The organism is Candidatus Methanosphaera massiliense, assembly GCF_028890305.1.
Classification (GTDB): Archaea; Methanobacteriota; Methanobacteria; order Methanobacteriales; family Methanobacteriaceae; genus Methanosphaera; species Methanosphaera massiliense.
This window is the reverse complement of sequence record NZ_JARBXM010000001.1, coordinates 881,764-904,683: the sequence shown is the minus strand read 5'-3', so window position 1 is coordinate 904,683 and position 22,920 is coordinate 881,764. Positions and strand designations below refer to the sequence as shown.

General features: G+C 29.4%; 23 protein-coding genes and 6 tRNA genes. 21 read left to right on the top strand and 8 right to left on the bottom strand.

The window, feature by feature from the left end:
* Positions 1 to 244: 244 nt before the first annotated feature.
* The 5 genes from OTK55_RS04335 to comE all read left to right on the top strand — a co-directional run bounded on the left by OTK55_RS04335 (position 245) and on the right by comE (position 5,741).
* Positions 245 to 2,143, top strand: a complete 1,899-nt coding sequence (locus OTK55_RS04335; protein WP_407652435.1) for a beta-CASP ribonuclease aCPSF1 — start codon at positions 245 to 247, stop codon at positions 2,141 to 2,143.
* Positions 2,144 to 2,400: 257 nt separating this feature from the next.
* Positions 2,401 to 3,429, top strand: a complete 1,029-nt coding sequence (gene purM, locus OTK55_RS04330; RefSeq protein WP_274870814.1) for a phosphoribosylformylglycinamidine cyclo-ligase — start codon at positions 2,401 to 2,403, stop codon at positions 3,427 to 3,429.
* Positions 3,430 to 3,474: 45 nt separating this feature from the next.
* Complete coding sequence (gene comC / locus OTK55_RS04325) at positions 3,475 to 4,506, top strand: L-sulfolactate dehydrogenase (RefSeq protein WP_274870813.1); 1,032 nt, start codon at positions 3,475 to 3,477, stop codon at positions 4,504 to 4,506.
* 144 nt (positions 4,507 to 4,650) lie between these two features.
* Positions 4,651 to 5,157: a sulfopyruvate decarboxylase subunit alpha gene (comD, locus tag OTK55_RS04320; RefSeq protein WP_274870811.1), complete on the top strand. Its 507-nt coding sequence runs from the start codon at positions 4,651 to 4,653 to the stop codon at positions 5,155 to 5,157.
* Complete coding sequence (gene comE / locus OTK55_RS04315) at positions 5,157 to 5,741, top strand: sulfopyruvate decarboxylase subunit beta (protein ID WP_274870810.1); 585 nt, start codon at positions 5,157 to 5,159, stop codon at positions 5,739 to 5,741. Before comD ends, comE begins: the two co-directional genes overlap by 1 nt.
* A 140-nt stretch (positions 5,742 to 5,881) precedes the next feature.
* Here comE and OTK55_RS04310 read toward each other — a convergent pair.
* The 6 genes from OTK55_RS04310 to OTK55_RS04285 form a co-directional block, all read right to left on the bottom strand.
* Positions 5,882 to 5,956 (bottom strand) — tRNA-Glu (locus OTK55_RS04310).
* Between the two features lie 42 nt (positions 5,957 to 5,998).
* A tRNA-His gene (locus OTK55_RS04305) sits at positions 5,999 to 6,073 on the bottom strand.
* A 30-nt stretch (positions 6,074 to 6,103) separates the two neighbouring features.
* Positions 6,104 to 6,187 (bottom strand) — tRNA-Leu (locus tag OTK55_RS04300).
* 106 nt (positions 6,188 to 6,293) lie between these two features.
* Positions 6,294 to 6,368: transfer RNA gene (locus OTK55_RS04295), tRNA-Glu, on the bottom strand.
* A gap of 26 nt (positions 6,369 to 6,394) precedes the next feature.
* A tRNA-Ile gene (locus OTK55_RS04290) sits at positions 6,395 to 6,468 on the bottom strand.
* Positions 6,469 to 6,476: 8 nt separating this feature from the next.
* Positions 6,477 to 6,549: transfer RNA gene (locus tag OTK55_RS04285), tRNA-Asn, on the bottom strand.
* Positions 6,550 to 6,796: 247 nt separating this feature from the next.
* Here OTK55_RS04285 and OTK55_RS04280 point away from each other — a divergent pair.
* From OTK55_RS04280 to OTK55_RS04250, 7 genes are all read left to right on the top strand, one after another.
* A complete protein-coding gene (locus OTK55_RS04280; protein WP_274870809.1) occupies positions 6,797 to 7,807 on the top strand; it encodes a radical SAM protein in 1,011 nt (336 codons plus the stop codon).
* 376 nt (positions 7,808 to 8,183) lie between these two features.
* On the top strand, positions 8,184 to 8,393 hold the full coding sequence (locus OTK55_RS04275) for a hypothetical protein (RefSeq protein ID WP_274870806.1): 210 nt from the start codon (positions 8,184 to 8,186) through the stop codon (positions 8,391 to 8,393).
* Positions 8,394 to 8,515: 122 nt separating this feature from the next.
* The gene (locus OTK55_RS04270) at positions 8,516 to 8,689 is read left to right on the top strand and encodes a hypothetical protein (protein ID WP_274870805.1); all 174 of its coding nucleotides are present in this window, start codon (positions 8,516 to 8,518) and stop codon (positions 8,687 to 8,689) included.
* Between the two features lie 471 nt (positions 8,690 to 9,160).
* Positions 9,161 to 10,519 carry an Asp-tRNA(Asn)/Glu-tRNA(Gln) amidotransferase subunit GatB gene (gene gatB, locus OTK55_RS04265; RefSeq protein ID WP_274870803.1) on the top strand — a complete coding sequence of 453 codons (1,359 nt, stop codon included), beginning with the start codon at positions 9,161 to 9,163 and terminating at the stop codon, positions 10,517 to 10,519.
* A 47-nt stretch (positions 10,520 to 10,566) separates the two neighbouring features.
* The gene (locus tag OTK55_RS04260; protein ID WP_274871767.1) at positions 10,567 to 11,373 is read left to right on the top strand and encodes a CBS domain-containing ParB/RepB/Spo0J family partition protein; all 807 of its coding nucleotides are present in this window, start codon (positions 10,567 to 10,569) and stop codon (positions 11,371 to 11,373) included.
* 1 nt (position 11,374) lies between these two features.
* Complete coding sequence (gene hisE, locus OTK55_RS04255) at positions 11,375 to 11,665, top strand: phosphoribosyl-ATP diphosphatase (protein ID WP_274871766.1); 291 nt, start codon at positions 11,375 to 11,377, stop codon at positions 11,663 to 11,665.
* A 291-nt stretch (positions 11,666 to 11,956) separates the two neighbouring features.
* Positions 11,957 to 12,298 carry an ArsR/SmtB family transcription factor gene (locus tag OTK55_RS04250; protein ID WP_274870802.1) on the top strand — a complete coding sequence of 114 codons (342 nt, stop codon included), beginning with the start codon at positions 11,957 to 11,959 and terminating at the stop codon, positions 12,296 to 12,298.
* A gap of 11 nt (positions 12,299 to 12,309) precedes the next feature.
* On the opposite strand, the gene OTK55_RS04245 is transcribed toward OTK55_RS04250, so the two are convergent.
* Both OTK55_RS04245 and OTK55_RS04240 read right to left on the bottom strand, forming a co-directional pair.
* Positions 12,310 to 13,983 carry an AMP-binding protein gene (locus OTK55_RS04245; RefSeq protein ID WP_274870800.1) on the bottom strand — a complete coding sequence of 558 codons (1,674 nt, stop codon included), beginning with the start codon at positions 13,981 to 13,983 and terminating at the stop codon, positions 12,310 to 12,312.
* A 5-nt stretch (positions 13,984 to 13,988) separates the two neighbouring features.
* A complete protein-coding gene (locus OTK55_RS04240) occupies positions 13,989 to 14,555 on the bottom strand; it encodes a helix-turn-helix domain-containing protein (protein ID WP_274870799.1) in 567 nt (188 codons plus the stop codon).
* A gap of 834 nt (positions 14,556 to 15,389) precedes the next feature.
* Here OTK55_RS04240 and OTK55_RS04235 point away from each other — a divergent pair.
* The 9 genes from OTK55_RS04235 to OTK55_RS04195 all read left to right on the top strand — a co-directional run bounded on the left by OTK55_RS04235 (position 15,390) and on the right by OTK55_RS04195 (position 22,485).
* On the top strand, positions 15,390 to 16,310 hold the full coding sequence (locus OTK55_RS04235; RefSeq protein ID WP_274870798.1) for an ABC transporter ATP-binding protein: 921 nt from the start codon (positions 15,390 to 15,392) through the stop codon (positions 16,308 to 16,310).
* 20 nt (positions 16,311 to 16,330) lie between these two features.
* A complete protein-coding gene (locus OTK55_RS04230) occupies positions 16,331 to 17,062 on the top strand; it encodes an ABC transporter permease (protein WP_274870796.1) in 732 nt (243 codons plus the stop codon).
* Between the two features lie 92 nt (positions 17,063 to 17,154).
* Positions 17,155 to 17,379, top strand: coding sequence for a helix-turn-helix transcriptional regulator (locus OTK55_RS04225; protein WP_274870794.1), 225 nt, complete (start codon positions 17,155 to 17,157; stop codon positions 17,377 to 17,379).
* Entirely contained in the window at positions 17,369 to 18,040 is a 672-nt protein-coding gene (locus OTK55_RS04220) for a DUF4013 domain-containing protein (RefSeq protein WP_274870793.1), read from the top strand. The genes OTK55_RS04225 and OTK55_RS04220 overlap by 11 nt, the downstream gene beginning before the upstream one ends.
* 416 nt (positions 18,041 to 18,456) lie before the next feature.
* The gene (locus tag OTK55_RS04215; protein ID WP_274870792.1) at positions 18,457 to 18,672 is read left to right on the top strand and encodes a hypothetical protein; all 216 of its coding nucleotides are present in this window, start codon (positions 18,457 to 18,459) and stop codon (positions 18,670 to 18,672) included.
* A 1,306-nt stretch (positions 18,673 to 19,978) separates the two neighbouring features.
* Positions 19,979 to 20,185 carry a hypothetical protein gene (locus OTK55_RS04210; RefSeq protein ID WP_274870791.1) on the top strand — a complete coding sequence of 69 codons (207 nt, stop codon included), beginning with the start codon at positions 19,979 to 19,981 and terminating at the stop codon, positions 20,183 to 20,185.
* 313 nt (positions 20,186 to 20,498) lie between these two features.
* Positions 20,499 to 20,894, top strand: coding sequence for a hypothetical protein (locus tag OTK55_RS04205; RefSeq protein ID WP_274870790.1), 396 nt, complete (start codon positions 20,499 to 20,501; stop codon positions 20,892 to 20,894).
* A 240-nt stretch (positions 20,895 to 21,134) separates the two neighbouring features.
* On the top strand, positions 21,135 to 21,833 hold the full coding sequence (locus tag OTK55_RS04200; RefSeq protein WP_274870788.1) for a hypothetical protein: 699 nt from the start codon (positions 21,135 to 21,137) through the stop codon (positions 21,831 to 21,833).
* A 10-nt stretch (positions 21,834 to 21,843) separates the two neighbouring features.
* Positions 21,844 to 22,485, top strand: coding sequence for a hypothetical protein (locus OTK55_RS04195; protein WP_274870786.1), 642 nt, complete (start codon positions 21,844 to 21,846; stop codon positions 22,483 to 22,485).
* Positions 22,486 to 22,920: the final 435 nt, after the last annotated feature.

The window sequence follows — 22,920 nt, the reverse complement described above, 5'->3', positions numbered from 1 at the left end:
TAAACAATAAAAAAAAACACTACGTAGAATACATGAGAATAAACTATTATTCAAACTCAACTTATAAAACAAAAAATAAGACTATTTATTTCAAAAAATAATTAGTTAAAAAATCGCATACATTATTTTTCTAAAAGAATTTTTTAACTAAAAAAAATAATATTACAACAAAATTACAACAAATCATGAAGATAATTTACATGTAAAAATTATCAATAGATAAAGAGAGAGTGAAACCATGAGTATGATCGAAGAGATCACAGAAAAAATTACTGAACGTTTACCCGAAAGAGTAAAATTAGCAAAAGTAGAATTCGAAGGTCCAGAGATAGTCATATACACCAAAAATCCTGAAATAATCAAAGACAACGGAAACATCATAAGAGACCTGGCAAAAGATATCAGAAAAAGAATCATCATCAGATCAGACAAATCAGTACTATTAGACCCAACAGAAACAATAGAAAAAATAGAGGAAATAGTACCAAAAGATGCAGATATAACAGACATATCCTTTGACGAAGTAACATGTGAAGTAATAATAGAATCCAAAAAACCAGGACTGGTAATAGGAAAATATGGGGCAACATCACGTGAAATAGTAAAACAGACAGGATGGGCACCAAAAATACTAAGAACACCACCAATAACCTCAGAAACAATACAGAGAATAAGATTAACACTAAGAAGAAACAGTAAAGAAAGAAAAGAATTCCTACAAAGACTGGGAAAAAGAATACACAGAGAAGCAGAATTCGATAACGACTGGGTAAGACTAACATCCCTAGGAGGATTCAGAGAAGTAGGACGATCCTGCCTATTTTTACAGACACCAAACAGTAAAGTAATACTAGACTGTGGAGTAAACGTGGCAGGAGTCGATGATAAAACATCATACCCATACCTAAACGTGCCAGAATTCAACCTTAACGACCTAGACGCTGTAATCATAACACACGCACACCTAGACCACTCCGGATTCGTACCATACCTATACCATTACGGATACCAGGGACCAACATACTGTACAACACCAACAAGAGACATGATGACACTACTACAACAAGACCACATAGATATATCACACAGAGAAGACGATCCACTACCATTCAACATAAAAGATGTGAAAGAAACAATAAACAAAACAATAACACTAGATTATGGAGAAGTAACAGACATATCACCAGATATGAGACTAACACTACATAATGCAGGACACATTGTAGGATCAGCAATGGCACACCTCCACATAGGAGACGGAAAACACAACTTTGTATACACTGGTGACTTCAAAAACGAGAAAAGCAGACTGCTAGAACCATCCGTAACAAGATTCCCAAGAATAGAATCACTAGTAATGGAAAGTACATACGGAGGACATGAAGACGTAACACCAACAAGAAACACAGCAGAAAAAGAACTAATAAAAACAATATACAACACACTCAACAGAGGCGGAAAAGTGCTTATACCTGTATTTGCAGTAGGAAGAGCACAAGAAATAATGATAGTACTAGAAGAATACATAAACCATGGAATACTAAAAGAAGTACCAGTATACATAGACGGAATGATTTGGGAAGCAACAGCAATACACACAGCACACCCAGAATACTTAAGCAACGACCTAAGAGACCAAATATTCCACATAGGTAAAAATCCATTCATATCAGATGTATTCGAAAAAGTAACAAACAATGAACAAAGAAGAAAACTCATAGATAACCCAGAACCATGCATAATTCTATCAACATCAGGAATGTTAACAGGAGGAAACTCCGTAGAATACTTCAAAGAATTATGTGAAGACGAAAAGAACAGTATCATATTTGTAGGATACCAGTCAGAGGGATCACTAGGAAGAAGAATACAGAAAGGATTCGAAGAAGTGCCACTAGAAAAAGATGGAGTAACACAACTATTCCACATAAACCTAGAAGTAATAACAATCGATGGATTCAGTGGACACAGTGACAGAAAACAATTAATGGAATATGTAAGAAGACTATCACCAAAACCAGATAAAATACTAGTATGCCACGGAGATGCATACAAAGCATTAGACCTGGCAAGTAGTATATACAGGTCATATAAGATAGAAACAAAAACACCAATGAATCTTGAAACAACAAGACTACAATAATAAAAGTAAACTCTCTCATACCTAACCTCCCTCACCTAACCACCAACCTAAACAATACTCATTTATTTTTACATAACATGCACCCAACAAAAATAAAAAAATTATCTGAATATATAAAAATTATGAAAGAGATAAATAATTAATAACTAATTAATTAATGAACAATTAATTCATGAAAAAATATTTTCGTTAAAACTAAACCCCCCCCCCCAACACGAAAAGAAATAATTTTATAAAAAAAATATTCAGGTGAGAAAATGGTAACATACTCTGAAGCAGGTGTAGATATTAGTCTAGAAGAACAAACAGTACAAGCACTAACAGGAGAACTAGCAGAAACAATAGAATACAGAAATATAATAAAAAACAAGGGACACTTCGCAGCACTAGTAGACTTTGGAAAAAAAGCAATAGCAATGAGTACCGACGGCGTAGGAAGTAAAATACTAATCGCAAAACAAATGGAAAAATATGATACTGTAGGAATAGACTGTATAGCTATGGTTGTAAACGACATACTATGTGTGGGAGCAGAACCAATAGCAATGGTAGACTATCTAGCCGTAGAACATCCAAACCCAGAAATAGCAAAAGAAATAGGAAAAGGACTAAAAGCAGGATGTCAACAAGCCAAAATAGCAATGATAGGTGGAGAAACAGCATCCTTACCAAAAATAATAAAAGATTTTGACCTAGCAGGAACAGGTATAGGAACAGTAGACAAAAACAAAATAATAACAGGAACAGAAATAAAAGATGGAGATATAATACTAGGAATAACCAGTAGTGGAGTACACAGTAACGGATTAAGCCTAGCAAGAAAAGCACTGCTGGACATAGCTAACTACAAAGTAACAGACAAACTACCAACAGACAACTCAGTAACAGTAGGTGAAGCACTGCTAGAACCAACAATAATCTACGTAGACCCAATAATAGAACTACTAAACTCAGATGTTGAAGTACATGGACTAGGACATATAACAGGTGGAGGATTCAGTAATCTAAAAAGACTAAACCACAACATGACATACATAATAGATAACCTACCAGAACCACTACCAATATTCAAAGCAATACAGGCAACAGGCATAGAAGACAAAGAAATGTACCACGTATTCAATATGGGCATAGGATTTGCAGTAATACTCGATGAAAAATACAAAGACCAAGCACTAGAAATACTAAACAAATACCATGACACATATGTAATCGGAAAAATACAGGAAGATGAGAAAAACAGAGTACTCATAAACACATATAATAACGAAAATATAGAATTATAATTTCATAAATTAACGAAAAACAATCAATAAATAAGAGGCGAAACAATGAAGATAAGTATAGAAAATGAATCAAAACTAATCGAAGAAATATTACTAGCATATGGAGTACAAAAAAATGAAGCATCCATAGTAGCTGATGTAATAACAGACGGAGACCTAAAAGGATTCTCAACACACGGACTAGGAAGATTTCCACAATACATAAAAAGTATAAACGCTGGAACAATAAAAACAGAAGGTGATTATGAAATAGAAAAAGAATCACCATCAACAGCACTGATAAACGGAAATCATAAATTCGGACACTACGTAACAGTAAAAGCAATGGATTTAGCAGTGAAAAAAGCAAGTGAAACAGGAGTAGGAATAGTAGGAATACACGACAGTAACCACTATGGAATAGCAGGATACTACTCAGATTTAGCATCACTACAAGATATGATAGGAATAGTAATATCAAATACAGAACCAGCAATGGCACCATTTGGCGGTAAAAAAGCATTACTCGGAACAAACCCTATAACAATAAGCATACCATCAGATGACATACACAACTACATATGTGTAGATATGGCAACAAGTGTAACAGCTAGAGGAAAACTACTAGAATCCAAAAGAAAAGGAGAAAAAATACCAGAAGGCCTCGCACTTGACAAGGATGGAAACCCAACAACAGACCCTGCAGCAGGACTAGAAGGATCAATCCTACCATTCGGAGGATTCAAAGGATATGCACTAGCATTCATGTTTGAATTACTAGCAGGACCACTAGTAGGAGCAGAATATGGAGAAAAAGTAAAAGGAACCGCAACACCTGATGAAATGTGTACAAAAGGAGACCTACTAATAGCAATAGACCCAGAACACTTTGCAGGATCCATGCAATTCAAATTCTACGTAGACAGATTCGTAAGTGAAATAAGAGAAGAAAACGGAGTAATACCAGGAGACCGTGAAATAGAAAACATAAACAAAAACCATGAAAACGGAACCCCAGTAGACCCAGTACTATACAAACAACTAATAGAAATCGCAGAAGCAAAAGACCTAGACATCGAATCATACTTCGAAGAATAAACTAAAAAATCAAACTCATCACCACCACCCTAAAACTCTTTTTTATAAAAAACACACCAATCTTATATTACAAAAAACTAAACTAATAAATAAGGAAAAAAATACTAACTCAACAAATACAAATAATATAAGGCGTGATTATTTTTGGATACAACAGATGTAATCTACAAGGGAATAAAAGATGCTGGCATAAACTTCATAGTCAGCGTACCTTGTGCTAACTTAAAAAAATTACTAAAACTCATAGAAGAAGATGAAGAAATAAAACACGTTCCAGTCACAAGAGAAGAAGAAGGATTCGGAATCTGTGCAGGAGCATATATGGGAGGATTAAAACCAGCAATTCTCATGCAAAACTCAGGACTAGGAAACAGTGTAAACGTAATAGCATCACTAATGAAACTATACAACTTCCCCATACTAATGATTATTAGCCACAGAGGATCATTAGGAGAAAAAGTATACGGACAATTCCCAATGAGTAAAGCAACAACAAAAATACTTGACAGTCTAGACCTGAAATATGAACAAGTAAAAGACCCTAATGAGACAAGAGAAATAGTGAAAAAAGCATGGGACTTATCAGAAATATCAGGAGAACCAATAGCATTACTATTTGAAATCAGCTACTGGAGTAGGAGTGTGGAATAATGCAGAGATATGATGCTATAAAAAAGATTGTGGAAGATTTAGATGAAGAACTAGTTATCTCAAATATTGGATTCCCATCAAGAGAATTATATGGATTATTTGATAGAACAAAAAATTTCTACATGTCTGGATCAATGGGAATGGCAACACCAATAGCTTTAGGTCTATCACTAGCATTAGAAGAAAAAAATGATAACCGTAAAGTAATAGTTATTGATGGTGATGGATCCCTATTAATGAATTTTGGTGAACTTATAACAGTATATGCACAAAATCCAAGAAATCTAATTATTACATTAATAGATAATGAGGCTTATGGTTCAACAGGTTCCCAGGAAACATATGCTTCTAAGATAAACTTCTCAGATATTGCAAAGACAATTGGATATAAAGAAGTATACTATATTGATGCTAGAGAAAGTACTGATAACATAGATATGGAAGACATATTAAGTAAAGAAGGTCCGGTATTTGTACATATAAAAGTTAAACCTGGAAATACAAAAGCACCAATTATTGATATTAGTGCATCTGAAATCAAAAATAGATTTATGAAAGAAGTAGAAAATAAAAAAATCTACTAATTACTCTTTTTTTATTACCCTTTTAAATTTATAAAAAAAACTTGTTCTAATAATCATATAACTAACTAGTTAAAATCTAAAAAACTATAAGAAACAGTTATGATTAAATAATAATTTTTAGTAGAAAAAGTTATGATAAATGCTCCGACCGGGATTCGAACCCGAGTCTTCGGCTCGAAAGGCCGAAATGATTGGCCGGACTACACTATCGGAGCAAATATAAATTTAGCTAATATAAAAATAAGATTTTTTTTAAATGGGGCCGGGGCCGAGAATCGAACCCGAGTCACGGGATCCACAGTCCCGAAGAATAACCACTATCCTACCCCGGCATTTAAAACTTATGAACATTCTTATTGAAGTGCGGGAGCAGGGATTCGAACCCTGGGAGGCCTACGCCAACAGGTCCTAAGCCTGTCCCCTTTGGCCAGCTCGGGCACCCCCGCATATAAAATATTTCCGCATACTTTATATATAGGAATGTTGTATTTGCTAATACAATCTAGAACTCAATGTTAATGATAAATTGTTAAATAATATGATTCTAGAAAATGCTCCGACCGGGATTCGAACCCGAGTCTTCGGCTCGAAAGGCCGAAATGATTGGCCGGACTACACTATCGGAGCAAAAAATCTTAAATTATAAGTTTAAATGGGCCCAATGGGGTTCGAACCCATGGCCGCCCGGTTATGAGCCGGGCGCTCTACCTGGCTAAGCTATGGGCCCAATTATAGCGCCGTCGACAGGACTTGAACCTGTGACCAATCGGTTAACAGCCGAACGCTCTACCTACTGAGCCACGACGGCATCTATCTTTAGCTTACAATAGTTTATTTATATCTCTTAATATATAAACCTATCTGTCAAAACTCTAGAATTAGTATAACTGCTTTGACAGTACAATATAATATTTGTTCTCTTAGTATATAAACCTTGTGGTATACTCAAATACAAAAATTTCAAAGAAAATAATGAAAAAAATAGAATATTAATTATACTTAATAAACAACAAATAATAAAATAAGGATATGTTATATTAGGAGAATTTATTCACATGGATATAATTGAAAAAGTTAAGAATAAAGAAATATTTGATTTACTTATAGAAGCCAACAAAATAACTGAAAGAATTCATGGAAAAGATATTAGTCTTGAAAGAGCTATATTCTTATCATGGTGGTGCGAAAAAGGAGATTGTAAATTCTGTTATATGTCTTCACAAAAAGACAGAATAAAAAATCCAGAAAAAGCAAAACGCCATGTTAAAGGAATATATGCAGAAGCAGAACTTACTAAACGTATGGGTTGGAATATAGAATTTCTATCAGGTGGATATGGAGTATATTCAACAAGTGAATTAAAGGAAATTTGTGAGACAATTTATGATATTACAGCTAATCCAGTATGGTTAAACATTGGTATAACAGATGAATTAGATCAGTATGATGATGAAATTGTAGGAGTAACTGGTGCAATAGAAACCGCTAATCCTGAATTCCATAACTACGTATGTCCTAGTAAATCTATTGATGACATTAAAAAAATGTTAAATCAGGCTGGAGAACTTGGCTACAAGAAAGCAATAACAATCATAATAGGTCTTGGTGAAGAAATAGAACATTTAAATGATTTATTTGATTTAATAGAAGAATTAGATATTGATAGAATAATATTTTATTCACTAAATCCACATCCTGCAACAGAATATCATTTAACCCCGCAACCAGCTTCACTATACTATGCTAGTATAGTTGCTGCCGTAAGAATAAGATTCCCTAATATAGAAATAATAACAGGTACCTGGACAGATAACTTAGCCAACATTGGAGTACTACTAAAAGCAGGAAGTAATGGTTTAACAAAATTCCCCCTATTCAAAATGTATGGTAACAGGTATGGTAGAAGAGTAGAAGAAGAAGTTAAATGGGCTGATAAAAACCTTAAAGGTAGTTTTTCTGATTTAAGTTTATTAGAAAAGGAAAATAATTTAAGACCAGAACTAGACCCATTTATTCAGAGATACATTGACATGTGTCATGAAAATCTAGACATTAAAAAAATATAATTAAAAGATGTGAATCTGTTAAATATAAAACTTATAACCCCCTACCTTCTTTTTTTAATAGTGTTTAATTTTTATAATGATAATACAATGTAGAAAACCAATAATTTTCCTAAATAACAGGTACACAAGAATTTTTATATCATTATAAACAAATATTTAATTGATTTTAATTTTTAGTTAAATTTAGTTTATTAATTCAATTATGGAGTTATATAATATAATGAAAAAAAATATTTCAAATAACCATAATACTATTACTACTTTTATGCACAATTTCTGCTGTATCAGCAGATAATATAGAAAATTCTAGCAATATTGATAAAAGATATATGAACGTACCTGGAGACCCAGAAGCTAAGAAAATAAGTATGGTGATATGATGGGGTTGTTATCCGTTGCTATTCTCGTGATTCCTTTAGTAACATTAGCTTATATTAGTCAAAAATATCCTAAATTCTTTAGTATTCTAGGTGAAATGTGTGGAATAACTGTATATGATATAGATATGGATATACCACACGACCCACAGGAAATTAATTATAATATGACAAGAATAGGATATTTATTTACATGGTATATTTTTTAACCATGTTCGTGATAAATATTACAGCGATTTTATTAGGTTTAAACGATACAATGTTTTACGCTGTTATATTTGGTAATGCTTACGCAATCTTTCTTATTTTCATAACGTATATTAGGAAGGAGGTGTTTAGTGTTAGAGGATTACCTAAACCTAAATCATATTTAAGTATTTTATTTGAATTTGATTCAAATCGTTATTCCACAGATAAATATATCCTTCTTGCCGTGTTAACAGGAGTTTTATCAGTTATTGTAGGTTCTATGAGAAGTTATGCTGGAGGATTTATCTCTCCTTAATATTATTATGTGGTATTTTTATATCAGTGATTATGCTTTTTCCTGATGTATGGGATAGGTTGTTTCCTATTGATTTTAAGACATGGAATGGGATCATTTCTATTCTTCTTGGGTTTTATACTCAATTGCACCATAGGAATGTATATTAATTTTCATTAATTCCATCCCCCCTACTTTTTTTAAGTTCTAATGGAAGACTATTATTTTAATAAAAGGTAATACCTATTAATAAATCATCCCAATTTTCCCGGATTCATAACAGTTAGACATATTTACTATTTTTTTTCATGATAAAAGAAAAGATATTTTTTATACTACTGTTGAAATGAAAAAATAATTTATGAAAACTAAAAATTTAAATTAATAGAACTTCAAAGATAAACATATACTTAATTATTTAAAGAAATAATAGGAAAATTTTTAATTATATTAAAAAGATTATTTATAACTGGAGGAATCATTATTACAGATATGATGTGTGGTCTTGAAATCCACGTACAATTAAACACTAATTCAAAACTATTTTGTAGTTGTCCTACAAATTACCAGTCAGCAGCAAACAATACAAACATATGTCCAGTATGTTTAAACCAGCCAGGTGCAAAACCATATCCACCTAACCAAGCAGCATTAGATAATGCTATTAAAGTGGCATTAATGTTAGGCTGTGAAATTTCAGATGAAATTATATACTTTATGAGAAAACACTATGATTACCCTGATTTATCAAGTGGATACCAAAGAACATCTGTACCTGTTGGAATTAAAGGAGAACTTAATGGTGTAAGAATCCATGAAATACACGTTGAAGAAGATCCAGGACAGTACAAACCTGATAGAGGTACTGTGGACTTTAATAGGTCAGGTATACCGCTTATAGAAATTGTTACAGAGCCGGATATGAAATCACCAGAAGAAGCAAGAAGCTTCCTAAATGAATTAATACGTGTACTAGAATACAGTGGTAGTGCACGTGGTGAAGGTACTATGAGAGCTGACGTTAACATTTCTATTGAAGGTGGAAAAAGAGCAGAAGTTAAAAACGTTAACTCTATTAAAGGAGCATACAAAGTTCTTAAATTCGAATTAATACGACAGAAAAACATACTCCGTAGAGGAGGAGAAGTTCAACAGGAAACTCGTGCATATCTAGAATCTCAGATGATTACCGTTCCTATGAGATTAAAAGAGGATGCAGATGATTACAGATACATACCAGATCCAGATCTTCCACCACTCAAAATAGACCCAGCACATGTAGAAGAAATAAGAGAAAACATGCCTGAACCAGCACATCTCAAAACAGCAAGATTTGTAGAAGAATACGGAATAGACGAAGCAGATGCAAAGGTATTAACATCAGAATTAGAGTTAGCAGATGCATTTGAAGAAGTATGTAAAGAAGTAGACCCTAATACTGCTGCTAGATTAATGAGAGATGAGTTAAAACGTGTATTACACTATAATAAAATAAGATATGCTGAAAGTAAAATAACACCTTCAGATATTGTTGAATTAATCAACTTAATTGAATCCAAACAGGTAACTCCTGAAGCTGCACATAAACTCATTGAACAAATGCCTAATAATGATAAAACACCTACCGAAATTGGTAAAGAAATGGATATAATAGGTGTTGTAGAAGATGATGCAATAGCACAAGCTATTGATCAAGCTATAAATGAAAATCCTAATGCTGTAGAAGACTACAAGAATGGTAAAGAAAATGCTGTTAACTTCCTTGTTGGACAAGTAATGAGATTAACAAGGGGTAAAGCTAACGCAGGGGAAACCAATAAGATGATTAGAGATAAATTAAATCAATTATGATTTTATTAATCTTTAATTTATAAAAAAAATAATAAGGAGGGATAATGATGAGTGATTACAAGAAAGTAAAAGATTACATGACACGTAATGTTATAACAGTAAATCCAGACATGCCTATATCAGAGATAAAAAATATCATCAAAGAAACTGGACACGATGGATTTCCAGTTGAAGAAAATGATCAAATTGTAGGAATAATCACTGCTTCAGATCTTCTTATTCGTGATGCTAAGCCAACTGTTAGAGATATGATGTCTAGAGATATCGTTATTGCTAATGAGGATTTATCTATTAGTGATGCATCACGTGTAATGTTTCGTATGGGAATATCAAGATTACCTGTAACTAATGAGAATAAAAAGGTTCTAGGTATTATTACTAATACAGATATTCTTCGTTCTCATATTGAAAGATCAACACCTGAAAAGGTTAACCAGTACAGGGGCACTCTTGAACAATTGTATGGTATTAAGACGTATCTTACTAAAGAAAAAGTTAAAATTAGTGAGTTGAAACCTACACAGGATAAGGTTTATGCTGATGAATTACAGGGCAGAACCTATGAAATTGAAAGAGGTTTAGCTGAACCTATCATCGTTGTTCAGACAGGTGAACATAAATACCTCGTGGTTGATGGTCATCATAGGTTAGTTGCTTCTAATCAGATGGGTTGTTCAGAAATTATGGCATATGTCATTAAAATGAATAAACAGATAAAATTGGGTATTGAAAAAACTGCTGAAAAAGCAGGTATTTACTCATTAGAGGATATTGAAATTATTTCTGATGCTCAGCATCCTTTGATTGCTATTACTGGTAGTTTAAGAGATAAAAATACAACTATTAAGAAGTGAAATTATGAAAGATGAAATTATTAGAGAAGTATATAATACATTAATTGATAGAAAAGAAAATCCTATAGATTCATATACATCTAAGTTAATGAAAGATTCTGATAAAAAAGCAGAGGATAAGATTCTTGAAAAGCTAGGTGAGGAGGCTACTGAAGTTATTTTAGCTGCTAAGAATAATGAGGATCTTGTTCATGAGTCAGCTGATTTAATATTTTTCACTTTAGTAATTCTTGCTTATAAAGGAATTCCTATTGATGATGTGTTTGATGAACTTATTAGTAGACATAATTAATTCACCTCCTTATAAATAATCTTTTTTTTGAAAATAAATATTGGATGGTCTATATTCTTTTTAGTAAATTTGTTGTTTATTTACTTCTCTTAAATATTATTTAAGATAGCTTAGTTTAAATGAAATACTTTAGTAATATTATTAATATTATTGTAGGATATTGTAAGTATTATGGTGATTGTGTTTTTAGTGATTTATTAAAAAAATAATTAATATAGACATATTTAAATATTTAACAAAATTATAAGTAAAAAGAGAGTATAATATATTAAAAAAAATAAATATAATGTTATGACTGAAGATAGAAACAATTCAAATAAAATATGTGGTTCCTCTGATGAGAAATTTCATCTACCAGATGATGACACATTAGAAGAACAAGTAGACCTTTTTAAAGCTATTGCTGATCCTACTAGACTAAGTATACTCTATCTTCTTGAAGGACACGAATTGTGTACTCAGAGAATACAAACGGAACTAGATAAATCCCAGCCAACAATATCACACCACTTAAAAATACTAAAAAAAGCAAAATTAATTAAATCTACAAAAAAAGGTGTTTGGATTTATTACAAACTAAGAAATCCGAAATTTATTGAAACATTAAAAAATATTCAAAAAAATAAAAGATAATATGAAAAATATTATTCTTTATATTTTAATTCATCCTCAGATCTTATTTTTTTACGCATTATTTTACCACTGATAGTTTTAGGAAGTTCATCCACATATTCAATAGCTCTTGGATATTTATAAGGAGCTGTCACATGTTTTACATGATTTTGAATATCTTTTGTTAATTCATCAGATGGTTCATAATTATCAGCTAATACTATAGTAGCCTTAACTATTTGACCTCTTATTGGATGAGGTATACCTGTAACTGCACAGTCAAGTACAGCATCATGTGATAATAATGCACTTTCAACTTCATATGGACCTATTTTATATCCAGAACTTTTTATGACATCATCAATTCTTCCTTTATACCAATAATATCCATCTTCATCCTTCCATGCAGAATCACCAGTATGATAATATCCTTCATAGATTGTTTCATCAGTTTTTTCTTGATTATTATAGTATCCTTTGAATAATCCTAGTGGATATCCCTCTGAAATATCAAATACTATTTCACCTGTTTCTCCAACATCACATTCTTTTCCTTCATCATTTAATAATTTAATATTGAATAGTGGTGCTGGTTTTCCCATTGACCCTAGTTTTATATCTAACCATGGGAAATTAGCAATTGCTGCTACAGATTCTGTTTGACCAAATGCTTCACGTATTTCTAAACCAGTTAAATCCTTAAATTTATAGAATACTTCATCGTTTAATGGTTCTCCTGCTGTAGTAGCTACTTTTAATGATGAGAAGTCAAGGTTATCTATGTCTTCTTTGATGAAGAATCTGTACATTGTTGGTGGACAACATAGTGTTGTGATTTTATGGTCTAATGCCTTGGATAATACCTGGTATGGATGGAATCTATCATAATCATAGATGTAAATTCCAGAACCTGCTATCCATGGACCATAAATTTCACCCCATAATGCTTTTCCCCATCCTGTATCTGCAATAGTATAATGTAATCCATTATCTACTACTTGATGCCAGTATTTTGATGTTACAATATGTGCTAAAGGATATCCAAAGCTATGTTTAATCATTTTTGGTTGTCCAGTTGATCCTGAAGAGAAGAATATTACTGATGTATCTTCTACTGAATCATCTTCATGTACTGGTCTTTCAAATTTAGATGATGCTTTTTCTACTTCTTCTCTTAGATTATACCATCCTTTTAAGTCTACATCTCCAGCAAATACCTTGTTTAAAGAAATTCCTAATGTTTTTTCTACTTCAGCATAGCTTTCAGGTACGCCATCTTCACGAATGGTTACAACTGTCTTTATACCTGCAGCTTTTATACGGTATTCTATGTCTTCTGGTTTTAACATGTGTGTTGCAGGAACTGCTATTGCTTTTAGTTTATGTAATGCTAGCATACAATACCAGAAGTCATATCTACTTTTTAATGTTAATAATACCCTATCACCCTTTTTTACGCCCAGTGAATGGAAAAAGTTTGCAGCTTTATCACTGAAAAATTTAAGATCTTTGAATGTGAATATTTTATCTTCATCATCATTACACCAGGATAATGCTACTTTATCTGGCTGTTCTTCTGCATACACATCAACAATATCATATGCGAAGTTGAAGTCTTCAGGTACTGTTATTTTTAAGTTTTCATAGAAATCCTCGTATGATTCAAATTCTGTTCTTGGTACATATCTTTTTAATAATGATGTCATTTAATCTACTCATCCTTGTTGTTTAATACATCTAAAAATTTAACTGGTTTATCACCTATAGCTACCATTGAATGTTTATGTAGTGAGTCAAAGTACATTGAGTCACCTGGATTTAAATCAATTATATTATCTTTAATATATACTCTTAGATTTCCTTCTAGTACATAAACAAATTCGTATCCTTTATGGTAGTTTGGTTCAGGTATATATCCATCATCTCGTGGTTGAACTGTTACTATAAATGGTTCTATTGCTTTATGGGAGAAGTTTGATGCTAAATTTTCATAATCGTATGCTTCTCTACGATCTACTTTTACTCCTTTATCTTTACGTGTTACTGTGAATACGCTCATTATTGTATCTTCACCAGTTAATAGTAAACTTGTATCTACGTTAAAAATATCTGCTGCTTCATACAATATACTTGCAGGAATATCTATTTCTCCTGATTCATATTTTTCATATGTATCTACATCTACGTCTAATTGTTTTGCCATGTCTTGTATACTTATCTCACATACTTCTCGCATGTCTTTTACACGACTAGCAATTTCAGTTTGAATATTAGTCATTATTTTTATCTCCTATTAATTAGTAAAGTCCTTTTTATAGAGGATGTTTAAATGTATTAGTTATTTTAATATTAAAGAATGTAATCTTTTAAAAATATCTTTTATATTATATTTTAATTTATTTAACATGATATATAAAAAATTCTAAAAAAGAAAAATATTTATTTCTAGTACATTTTAATCATTCTATCAACTTTAGTAAATCTAACCGCTCCCAAACCTAATTAAACCCTTGATTAGTACTGTTTGGTGCATAGTTGGTGGAGGTGATTATATGTATCACACTGACTTACAGAAATTACTGCTAATCTTGGATATCATTATCAAGGTAGTAACTATTCTGAAATTACTTGGAATAGTCTAGAATAATCTATTGAATGACTTCATTTAATTATTCTTACAATCATATACTCATATCACACCGCAAAGTACTGATAGAATAATCTGATTAAAACTGTATATAGATTTAACTTTATTTACCATTATATAAAGATACTATTTTTACTTTAAAACTAAAATAATTTAGTTTATTATAATAATATATTACAATAAATGAAAAACAACTAACAACACAAAACAAGGGAACATATGACATACTAATAACAGCACAAGAGACAGATAATTATCTATATAATGCTAAGCATATGAGTTTGAAAGTAACCTCCTAATTTTTTATTTTTTTCTCGATGTCGTATATTTTTTACATACCTTTATATATGATGTCAAATAATCTTTACATATGTAAAAAATATTTTACATTTTTGATATCAAAATATTTTTGTGCACAATAATATAAAAACAGGATTTGAATCAAAATTAGGAGATGTATAATCCATGACAGAATATGTTATTGAAACAAAAAACTTGACAAAAAAATATAAAGACAAAAAAGTAGTTAACAACATCTACATGAATGTAGAAAAGGGAAAAATATATGCTTTACTGGGAAAAAATGGGGCTGGAAAAACAACCACGATGCGAATGCTGTTAAACCTTGCAACAGAAACTAGTGGTGAAATAATGCTCTTCGGAAGTAAACCAAACAATGAAACATACAAGAAAATAGGAGCTATAATTGAAACACCCGGATTCTATGAGAACCTTACGGCAGAAGAAAATCTGGAAATTATAGCTAAAATAAGAGGACACTACCAAAAAGAAAAGATAAAAGAAATATTACATACAGTATCATTAGATAATAGTAGAAAAGAATACAAAAATTTTTCATTGGGTATGAAGCAAAGATTGGGTATAGCAGCAGCAATAATGCATGAGCCCGAGCTGTTAATACTTGATGAACCCATAAATGGACTTGATCCCATAGGTATAAAGGAAATTAGAAGATTGTTAAAGAAAATGTCAAAGGAAAATAATACAACAATATTAATTTCAAGTCACATACTAAGTGAAATAGAAAACATTGCAGATGTAATTGGCGTAATGGATAATGGAAAACTAATAACTGAACTAACAAAAGAAGAATTACATGAACAGTTAAACAAAAACGTGGAATTTGAAGTTTCAGACATAGATAAAGCAACAACAATACTTGAAGATATGGGATTACATAAAATTACAGACTATAATATTGTTGAATCAAATACAATCTTTTTATACACAAATATTAACCTTAGAGATAAAATAAATGAAATATTTGTTAAAAATGATATACGAGTTAAGAAAATGAATTTAAATGAAGAAAACCTAGAAGAATATTTCACAAGAATAATAAACCCGATAGAATTAATAGCATGAAAAAAAGAGGTGATTATATAATGTACAATTTTATTGAAATAGAATTTTTAAAGCTTAAACGATCAAAGATATTTCTATTAACAATACTTGGAGCAATATTTCCATCATTTATTTTGTTTTTATCAGCAAAATTTGGAGAATTTTCACAAACTATATCTTTAGAAACATTTCTACATCAAGTTTATATGTATACGAGTGTGATATTTGTAATCATGCTATTTACAATCATAATTTCATACTTATTTGGTAGAGAATATAATGAACATACCTTAAAAACTGTACTGACTGCCCCTACATCAAGAGAATTATTCATATTAGGTAAATATATCATGTTTCTTGTATGGGTTCTTATTATTACAGTAGTAACAATACTTTCAGCGTTGGCATTTGGATACTTAGCAGGAACAACAGAAATAACAATGAATGTTGTGCTTGAGAATTTTAAGCAGTTGTTGTTATGTAACATGTTATTATACCTTACATTCACACCATTAGTATTTATAACTATGAAAATAACTAATCTTGTACCTGCAATAATAGGAGGGGCTATGTTGACATTTACAAATATGATAATCACAGGAAGCAAATATGGAATGTACTTCCCATGGAGCTGTCCATATCTAATAACAAGCGGTGAAATAATAGAATACACTACAAACTATATCCCATCATATCTTATAATACTAGCAACATTTGTAATAGGATTGGCTGTATCATACATATACTTTATAAAAAAGGACGTACCATTATAATTTAAAAAAAAAAAGTTCAATCTCATAAATTAAATTCTATTAAATACATATAAAAACAAAAATATGTTTAAGAAAGTATAGGGTTAAGAGTTATGAAAACAAGAATTAAATATTTAAGACAGGAGATCGGAATTACTCAGAAAGACTTTGCAGAAAAAGTTGGAGTTTCAAGACAAACAATAAACGCGCTTGAAAATGGAAAATACAATCCATCACTATTGGTGGCATATAAAATAACAAAATTATTAAACAAAGAACACATAGAAGAAGTGTTCATATTAGAAGATGAAAAAAAGGATGAAAAAAATGATATTTGATATATTAAAAGATGGACTAGAATATGTTGGAACAAACAAAAACCAGATAATACTATATTACATAGGAATACTCTTATTTCCCCTAATACTAATAGAAAGTTATTCATATCATATTATTGAAAACTGCATGGATGGGATGATAAACAATAAGGACAAACTACCAGACATTACTTTAAATACAGAAAAAATCATCAACGGATTAAAACTACTAATATTAAAAACACTCTATTTCCTGCCTGAAATCATTATAATATTAATAGCATTTAATCTAGAAAGAGTAGATTATTACACCCTATTTACAATATTAATCGTACTATCATTATTAAGCTACTACCTCTCCCAAATTGCTACCGTTCTTATGATAGACAATAAACAGTTCAAAGAAGGATTTAACTTTTCAAAGATCTTTGAAATTATTAAATCAGTTGGAATAACATACATTGAATTCATAATAGCAACATTTATAATCATTCTTGGAATTATAGGAGTAACATTAATAGTAATAATGACTATAATGTTCCTAGGAAACTTTGCAAGCATACTAATAAACATATTCATAATTCTAATGATAATACTCTTCTTTGTATTCCTTGTTGTGATGATACCATCCTACGTGTTATTTAAAAACAGAGCAATAGTCTCCATATATAATCTAAAATAAGAGATAGATAAATCATTACTAGATATAATATATTAAATTTATATGTATCTTTAAATAAAAGTAAACATTAGTAATTAGAAGTTTATGCATACTTAATCAAGCAATTTCTAATAATTTTATGAGGAAATATAGAGAATTGTAACTGTTAGAATTCTCATGAGTAAGAACTCTAGTAAGACTCTACACTATCTTAAATAATTTAAGAATATTTACCATCTTAATAATATCTAAGAATAATATTACTACTGTGGAGATTGATTTGTACATAACAATCATCTCAACTAACAATCACTAAATAATTTAGGGAAAAATTAGTTTTAGAAGAGATTTTAGACTTACTTTACTCAACAGAAGAGATTATCATATACAAGATAATCTTCTAATTACTAATTTAAATAATAACTTCGTGATCATGAATGAATATAAGATATGTACTTATAGGAGCAATAATTTTATTATCTTTAACTACCGTTAATGCTGGATGGTTTGGATATGATAATGGTGAATGTGAAATCTTTCAGATAACACCTCCCGAAGGATATCATAATGCTGGAGAATTAACTTATAATGAAAGTTTATTTCTAAGTACTACTGTTACAGAGTACCCATATCATAGTTCTATAGACAACTAAAAAATACGAGCTAATCCAAAATTAATCTCTTGAAAATATTATCCAACATCATATACACTCAGATAATCGCTGTATGACAAAAAATAGAAAATTTTTTTAGTCAACAATTCCCCCTGTAAAATCACTTTCCCCTCTCTTTTTTTTAATTATTTAATCCCTATCAAATAACTACATACTATAAATAGGTAAAACGATAATTAAATTAATAAATAGGAGAAACGATAATATGTTAAACTCTAATTTGGTCTGCCTACTATAACAAAAGAACAAAGTCAACGTATTGCAGATAAATATAACATTAGTGTATCTATATTATACAAAAATACTAAAATTGAGCTACTAGAAAAAGAGCATGAAACATACCATAAGAATCAGTGAAAGGGATATATCTTTTTTAAAAATATAAAATGTAGCATGTAGCATTTTTTTAGTTTTTAATTTTTCTGATTTTTTTATATTTTTTTAGTACCTATAAAACTTTGTAATATTTATTGTCACATTTAAAATTATTGTAAAAAAAAGAAGAATGATATTAAGGCTGTATTTTTTATATTGGGTTTTCTATTTTCAAATAGGGGAAGTGTAAAACTAATAAAAGATATCCTTCAATATAATTCAATTATGAATATTAATAAAATAAAAACTAATTTTGATAGACTCACTAAGTATTACTATAGTTAAAAGCATTGGAAATTTACAATATATGACAATAAATGATATAATAAATATTTTCTAATACTTCAAGAAAGGATGTTTAAAACAAGTTATACGATTTTTTGGAAAAATCTCGTGAAAAAGTTTTATTGTATTTTTTTAGTGTTAATTATAGTACATTACTAAAAGAACACTCACTAATATTCAACAATTATTTTATATACTACCTGTTATAGTAGTTGGTATGATACTGTAAATACATCCTGGATCTTATCTATTGCAAATACTTTTTGTAAATACATTATACTGTATGTACTTTTATCAGTAGCATGTGTTTTATGGAATCATATATTTGTTATGTTATAACCAATTATTTCATGACTGAATTAGGACATAGTTTAGAACAGATTTGGTGACTTAATTGTACATATAAAAAATAATATTTTTTTTTTATATTGTATGATTTAATTTGAAAATTCTATTTTTGTCTGTCTCTACTATAGAAAAAAATCATTGTCACAATAGTTGACATCATCTAATTATATTTAATCATTGATTTTATATACTAATTTTTAGAAAAATATTATTATAACTATTATTTTTTTTTATGAAGTATTTTTAGAAAGAGATGAAATTAAATGTTGAATAAAAAATGAGTAATCAATTGGTTAAACATTTTGTTGATAAAATGTTAAAAGAGGCTATAACTGCACAGGAATATGCTTATAATTTTTATAAACGAATAGCTGCTGGTTTAAATACGCTTCATATTGATGCAACGTATGTTGCTACAGATTCTACTGATAGTTATAATTCAGGTTATACTTTGTATAACCCCGTTTTTTTAGGTTGTAATTAGAATGCATTGGTATTGGTATTATGTTATTTTAGTTTTAATAGTGTATTTTACATATTGGATCTTTGAAACTAAAATCTTTAATTTTTTTGGTTTACAAAAGAATGTTATTTATAATGGTGTTAAAAATGATACATTAACAGGAAAAGCTCAAGGTGTAAGAAATATAATTGCCGGAATATTATTTTTTAGTTTTAGTATTCCAGCACTTCTCATTTATAAACATTCTTTGTGGGATACTATATTAATACGTGTATTTTTCTTCGCTGTCTGGCCTATATCTTTTGTTGTTTTGTATTGGGGTTGTGTTATTTTATTGAGACCTCATGTTTTTGGTGAAGATTCAAGGTGTGATATTCCATGTGATGAATATGCAAAAGACTGTCTGTTGAATGAAAGTATACCCCTAAGCTATACAGAATTAGTTAACAGAAGTATACCTTCCTTTATCTTTGGTTCAGTATTTCCATTTTACTACGGTGTATATAATGCTTATGGATTTTCTGTTTTACCTCGGATTATAATTGTTGGTTCTCTTGTGGTTATTTTGTTGTTATTCACATTTATGGATAAAATTAATGAACATTGGTCTTATGATATAAGATATCAACCAGGATATAGTGATTACATGTTATGTGCTTACTTTTTACCATTTATTCCTGACTTTGTAGCATTATTACTTATGTTTTTGAATTCATGGGGATTATTTTAATTAGTATAATAATCATAAGTTATTTTCTTCTTTTTTTTTGGAAATAGAACCCCCCCCCCTAAAAGTTATATTTTTAATAAAATACATAATTCATATAGCATATAAACAAAAATTTATTCTTATAATATATGGAGTGGTTTTACAGCATCATATTTAGAAAAATATTGTTTAGAATTCACAGGTCTTAATGCAAGTTCAGCTACATATGACTTCATCAAAGATCTATCCGAAAATAAAAACATGCACGTGAAAGTTAGAAATAATACACTTACATTAAATACGGAAAATAATACAAACTATACAATAATAATCAATGAAATAGGAGGAGTAGATTCAATAATTCATAATATAATGTTACCTATACTTAGTAATACAATTACCATAAATTCAAGTGATTATGATGAGTTTATTAAGACAAATACCAGTGCAAATGGTGGAGTAATACATCGTGACGAAAGTGACATTCGCTTTATGAAAGATGACGTTGACAAAATATACATAGTATCAGACAAATACAATAAAAACTGGTTAAAAATAACATCACAAATAAATGATTATGTAGAAATAGCTAAATCCTATAAAGATTTAATTGAAATACCTTTAACAAGTATAAGTTACAAGTTTTCACCAACATCAGGGTCTGTAATTGGAATTTTCTTTATTATTCTTGAAACACATCAGGTAGCTATTTATTTTAGAGATAGTCAAGGGAATTCTTCTGATTGGAATAAATATTTTACCCACAAAAATTATTTAGATGATTACGATTATGTGGAAATATATAATACATCAAGCCATAATAAAGTAGATATTGTTGAAATACCATATACTAAATTTGGTTATGATAGATACCATGCAGTATATATTGATTATGAAACTGGAGCAAGAAACATGACTGTTCAAGAAACATATTTATATTTCCCAGAAGAAAATTTATAGAGTTGTTAATATGTTAGATGATTTAATATTCATTTTTATTTTTCTTTTCATGTTTCCATGTATTAACCATGTTGAAAAAAGTAATTTCATATATGAGAAACTTGGATTTAAAATTTATTTAGAAAATAGGAGTCTGAAATCAGAATTTATTGGTCTTTTAATGATATTATTGTTAATCTTATTGTTAATCGTATTATATATTTTTAATCCCTTTTTTTTACGACAAATGATAATTCTTTTAATTTATACAATAATAGGATTTTTTATAAAATCAAATGATTTAAATAAAAAAATACAAAACCCTATAAACAATAAACTTGATGAAAATACATATTATATTCAATTAACAACTATATTTATATTCGTTACCTTTGTTCAAATAGAAGGAAGTTATAATCTATTAATAGATTATAGTGACATATTCATTAGAAATATAGTAAATTTATATCTATTAATATATAATTTTATAATAATTACATTATGTTTTAATCCAAAACTATTAATTAAACAACTTTCAAAGTTTACACATTATAACATTGAAAAAGATAAAAACATAGATAAATATAAAAATTATCGAAAAATAAAATTAATAGTAGTAGGACTAAATATTATTCCCTTGACGTTAACATTTTTAATTATTTATTTCATATAACTTTTCTTTTTTTTTGAAAATCATACTGGTATATGATAGTATAGAAACAACTGTATATTATATGGTCTTTCCTTTTTTTATAAAATATGTTAAACTATATTAAATCAGATTAAATATACTTCAATGATATACAACATATACGATTTGTATAAATTATCAATTCTTATTTTAATTGATTATTTTTTATTTTTATTATACTTATTCTTACTTATTTATTATATTATATATCTGAAGAAGTCAATGAACTGAAACCATATAATCAGATATTGAATCATATGAAAATAATTAAAACTTGATGAAAATACTAATATTTATGCTGGTACATATAGACAAAACAGTATAAAAATTACTAAAGAATAATACATATTATTATAAATATAAAATTTTATTTTAAATAATAAAAATAAAAATGAAATCCATTGAAATGATTGAAGT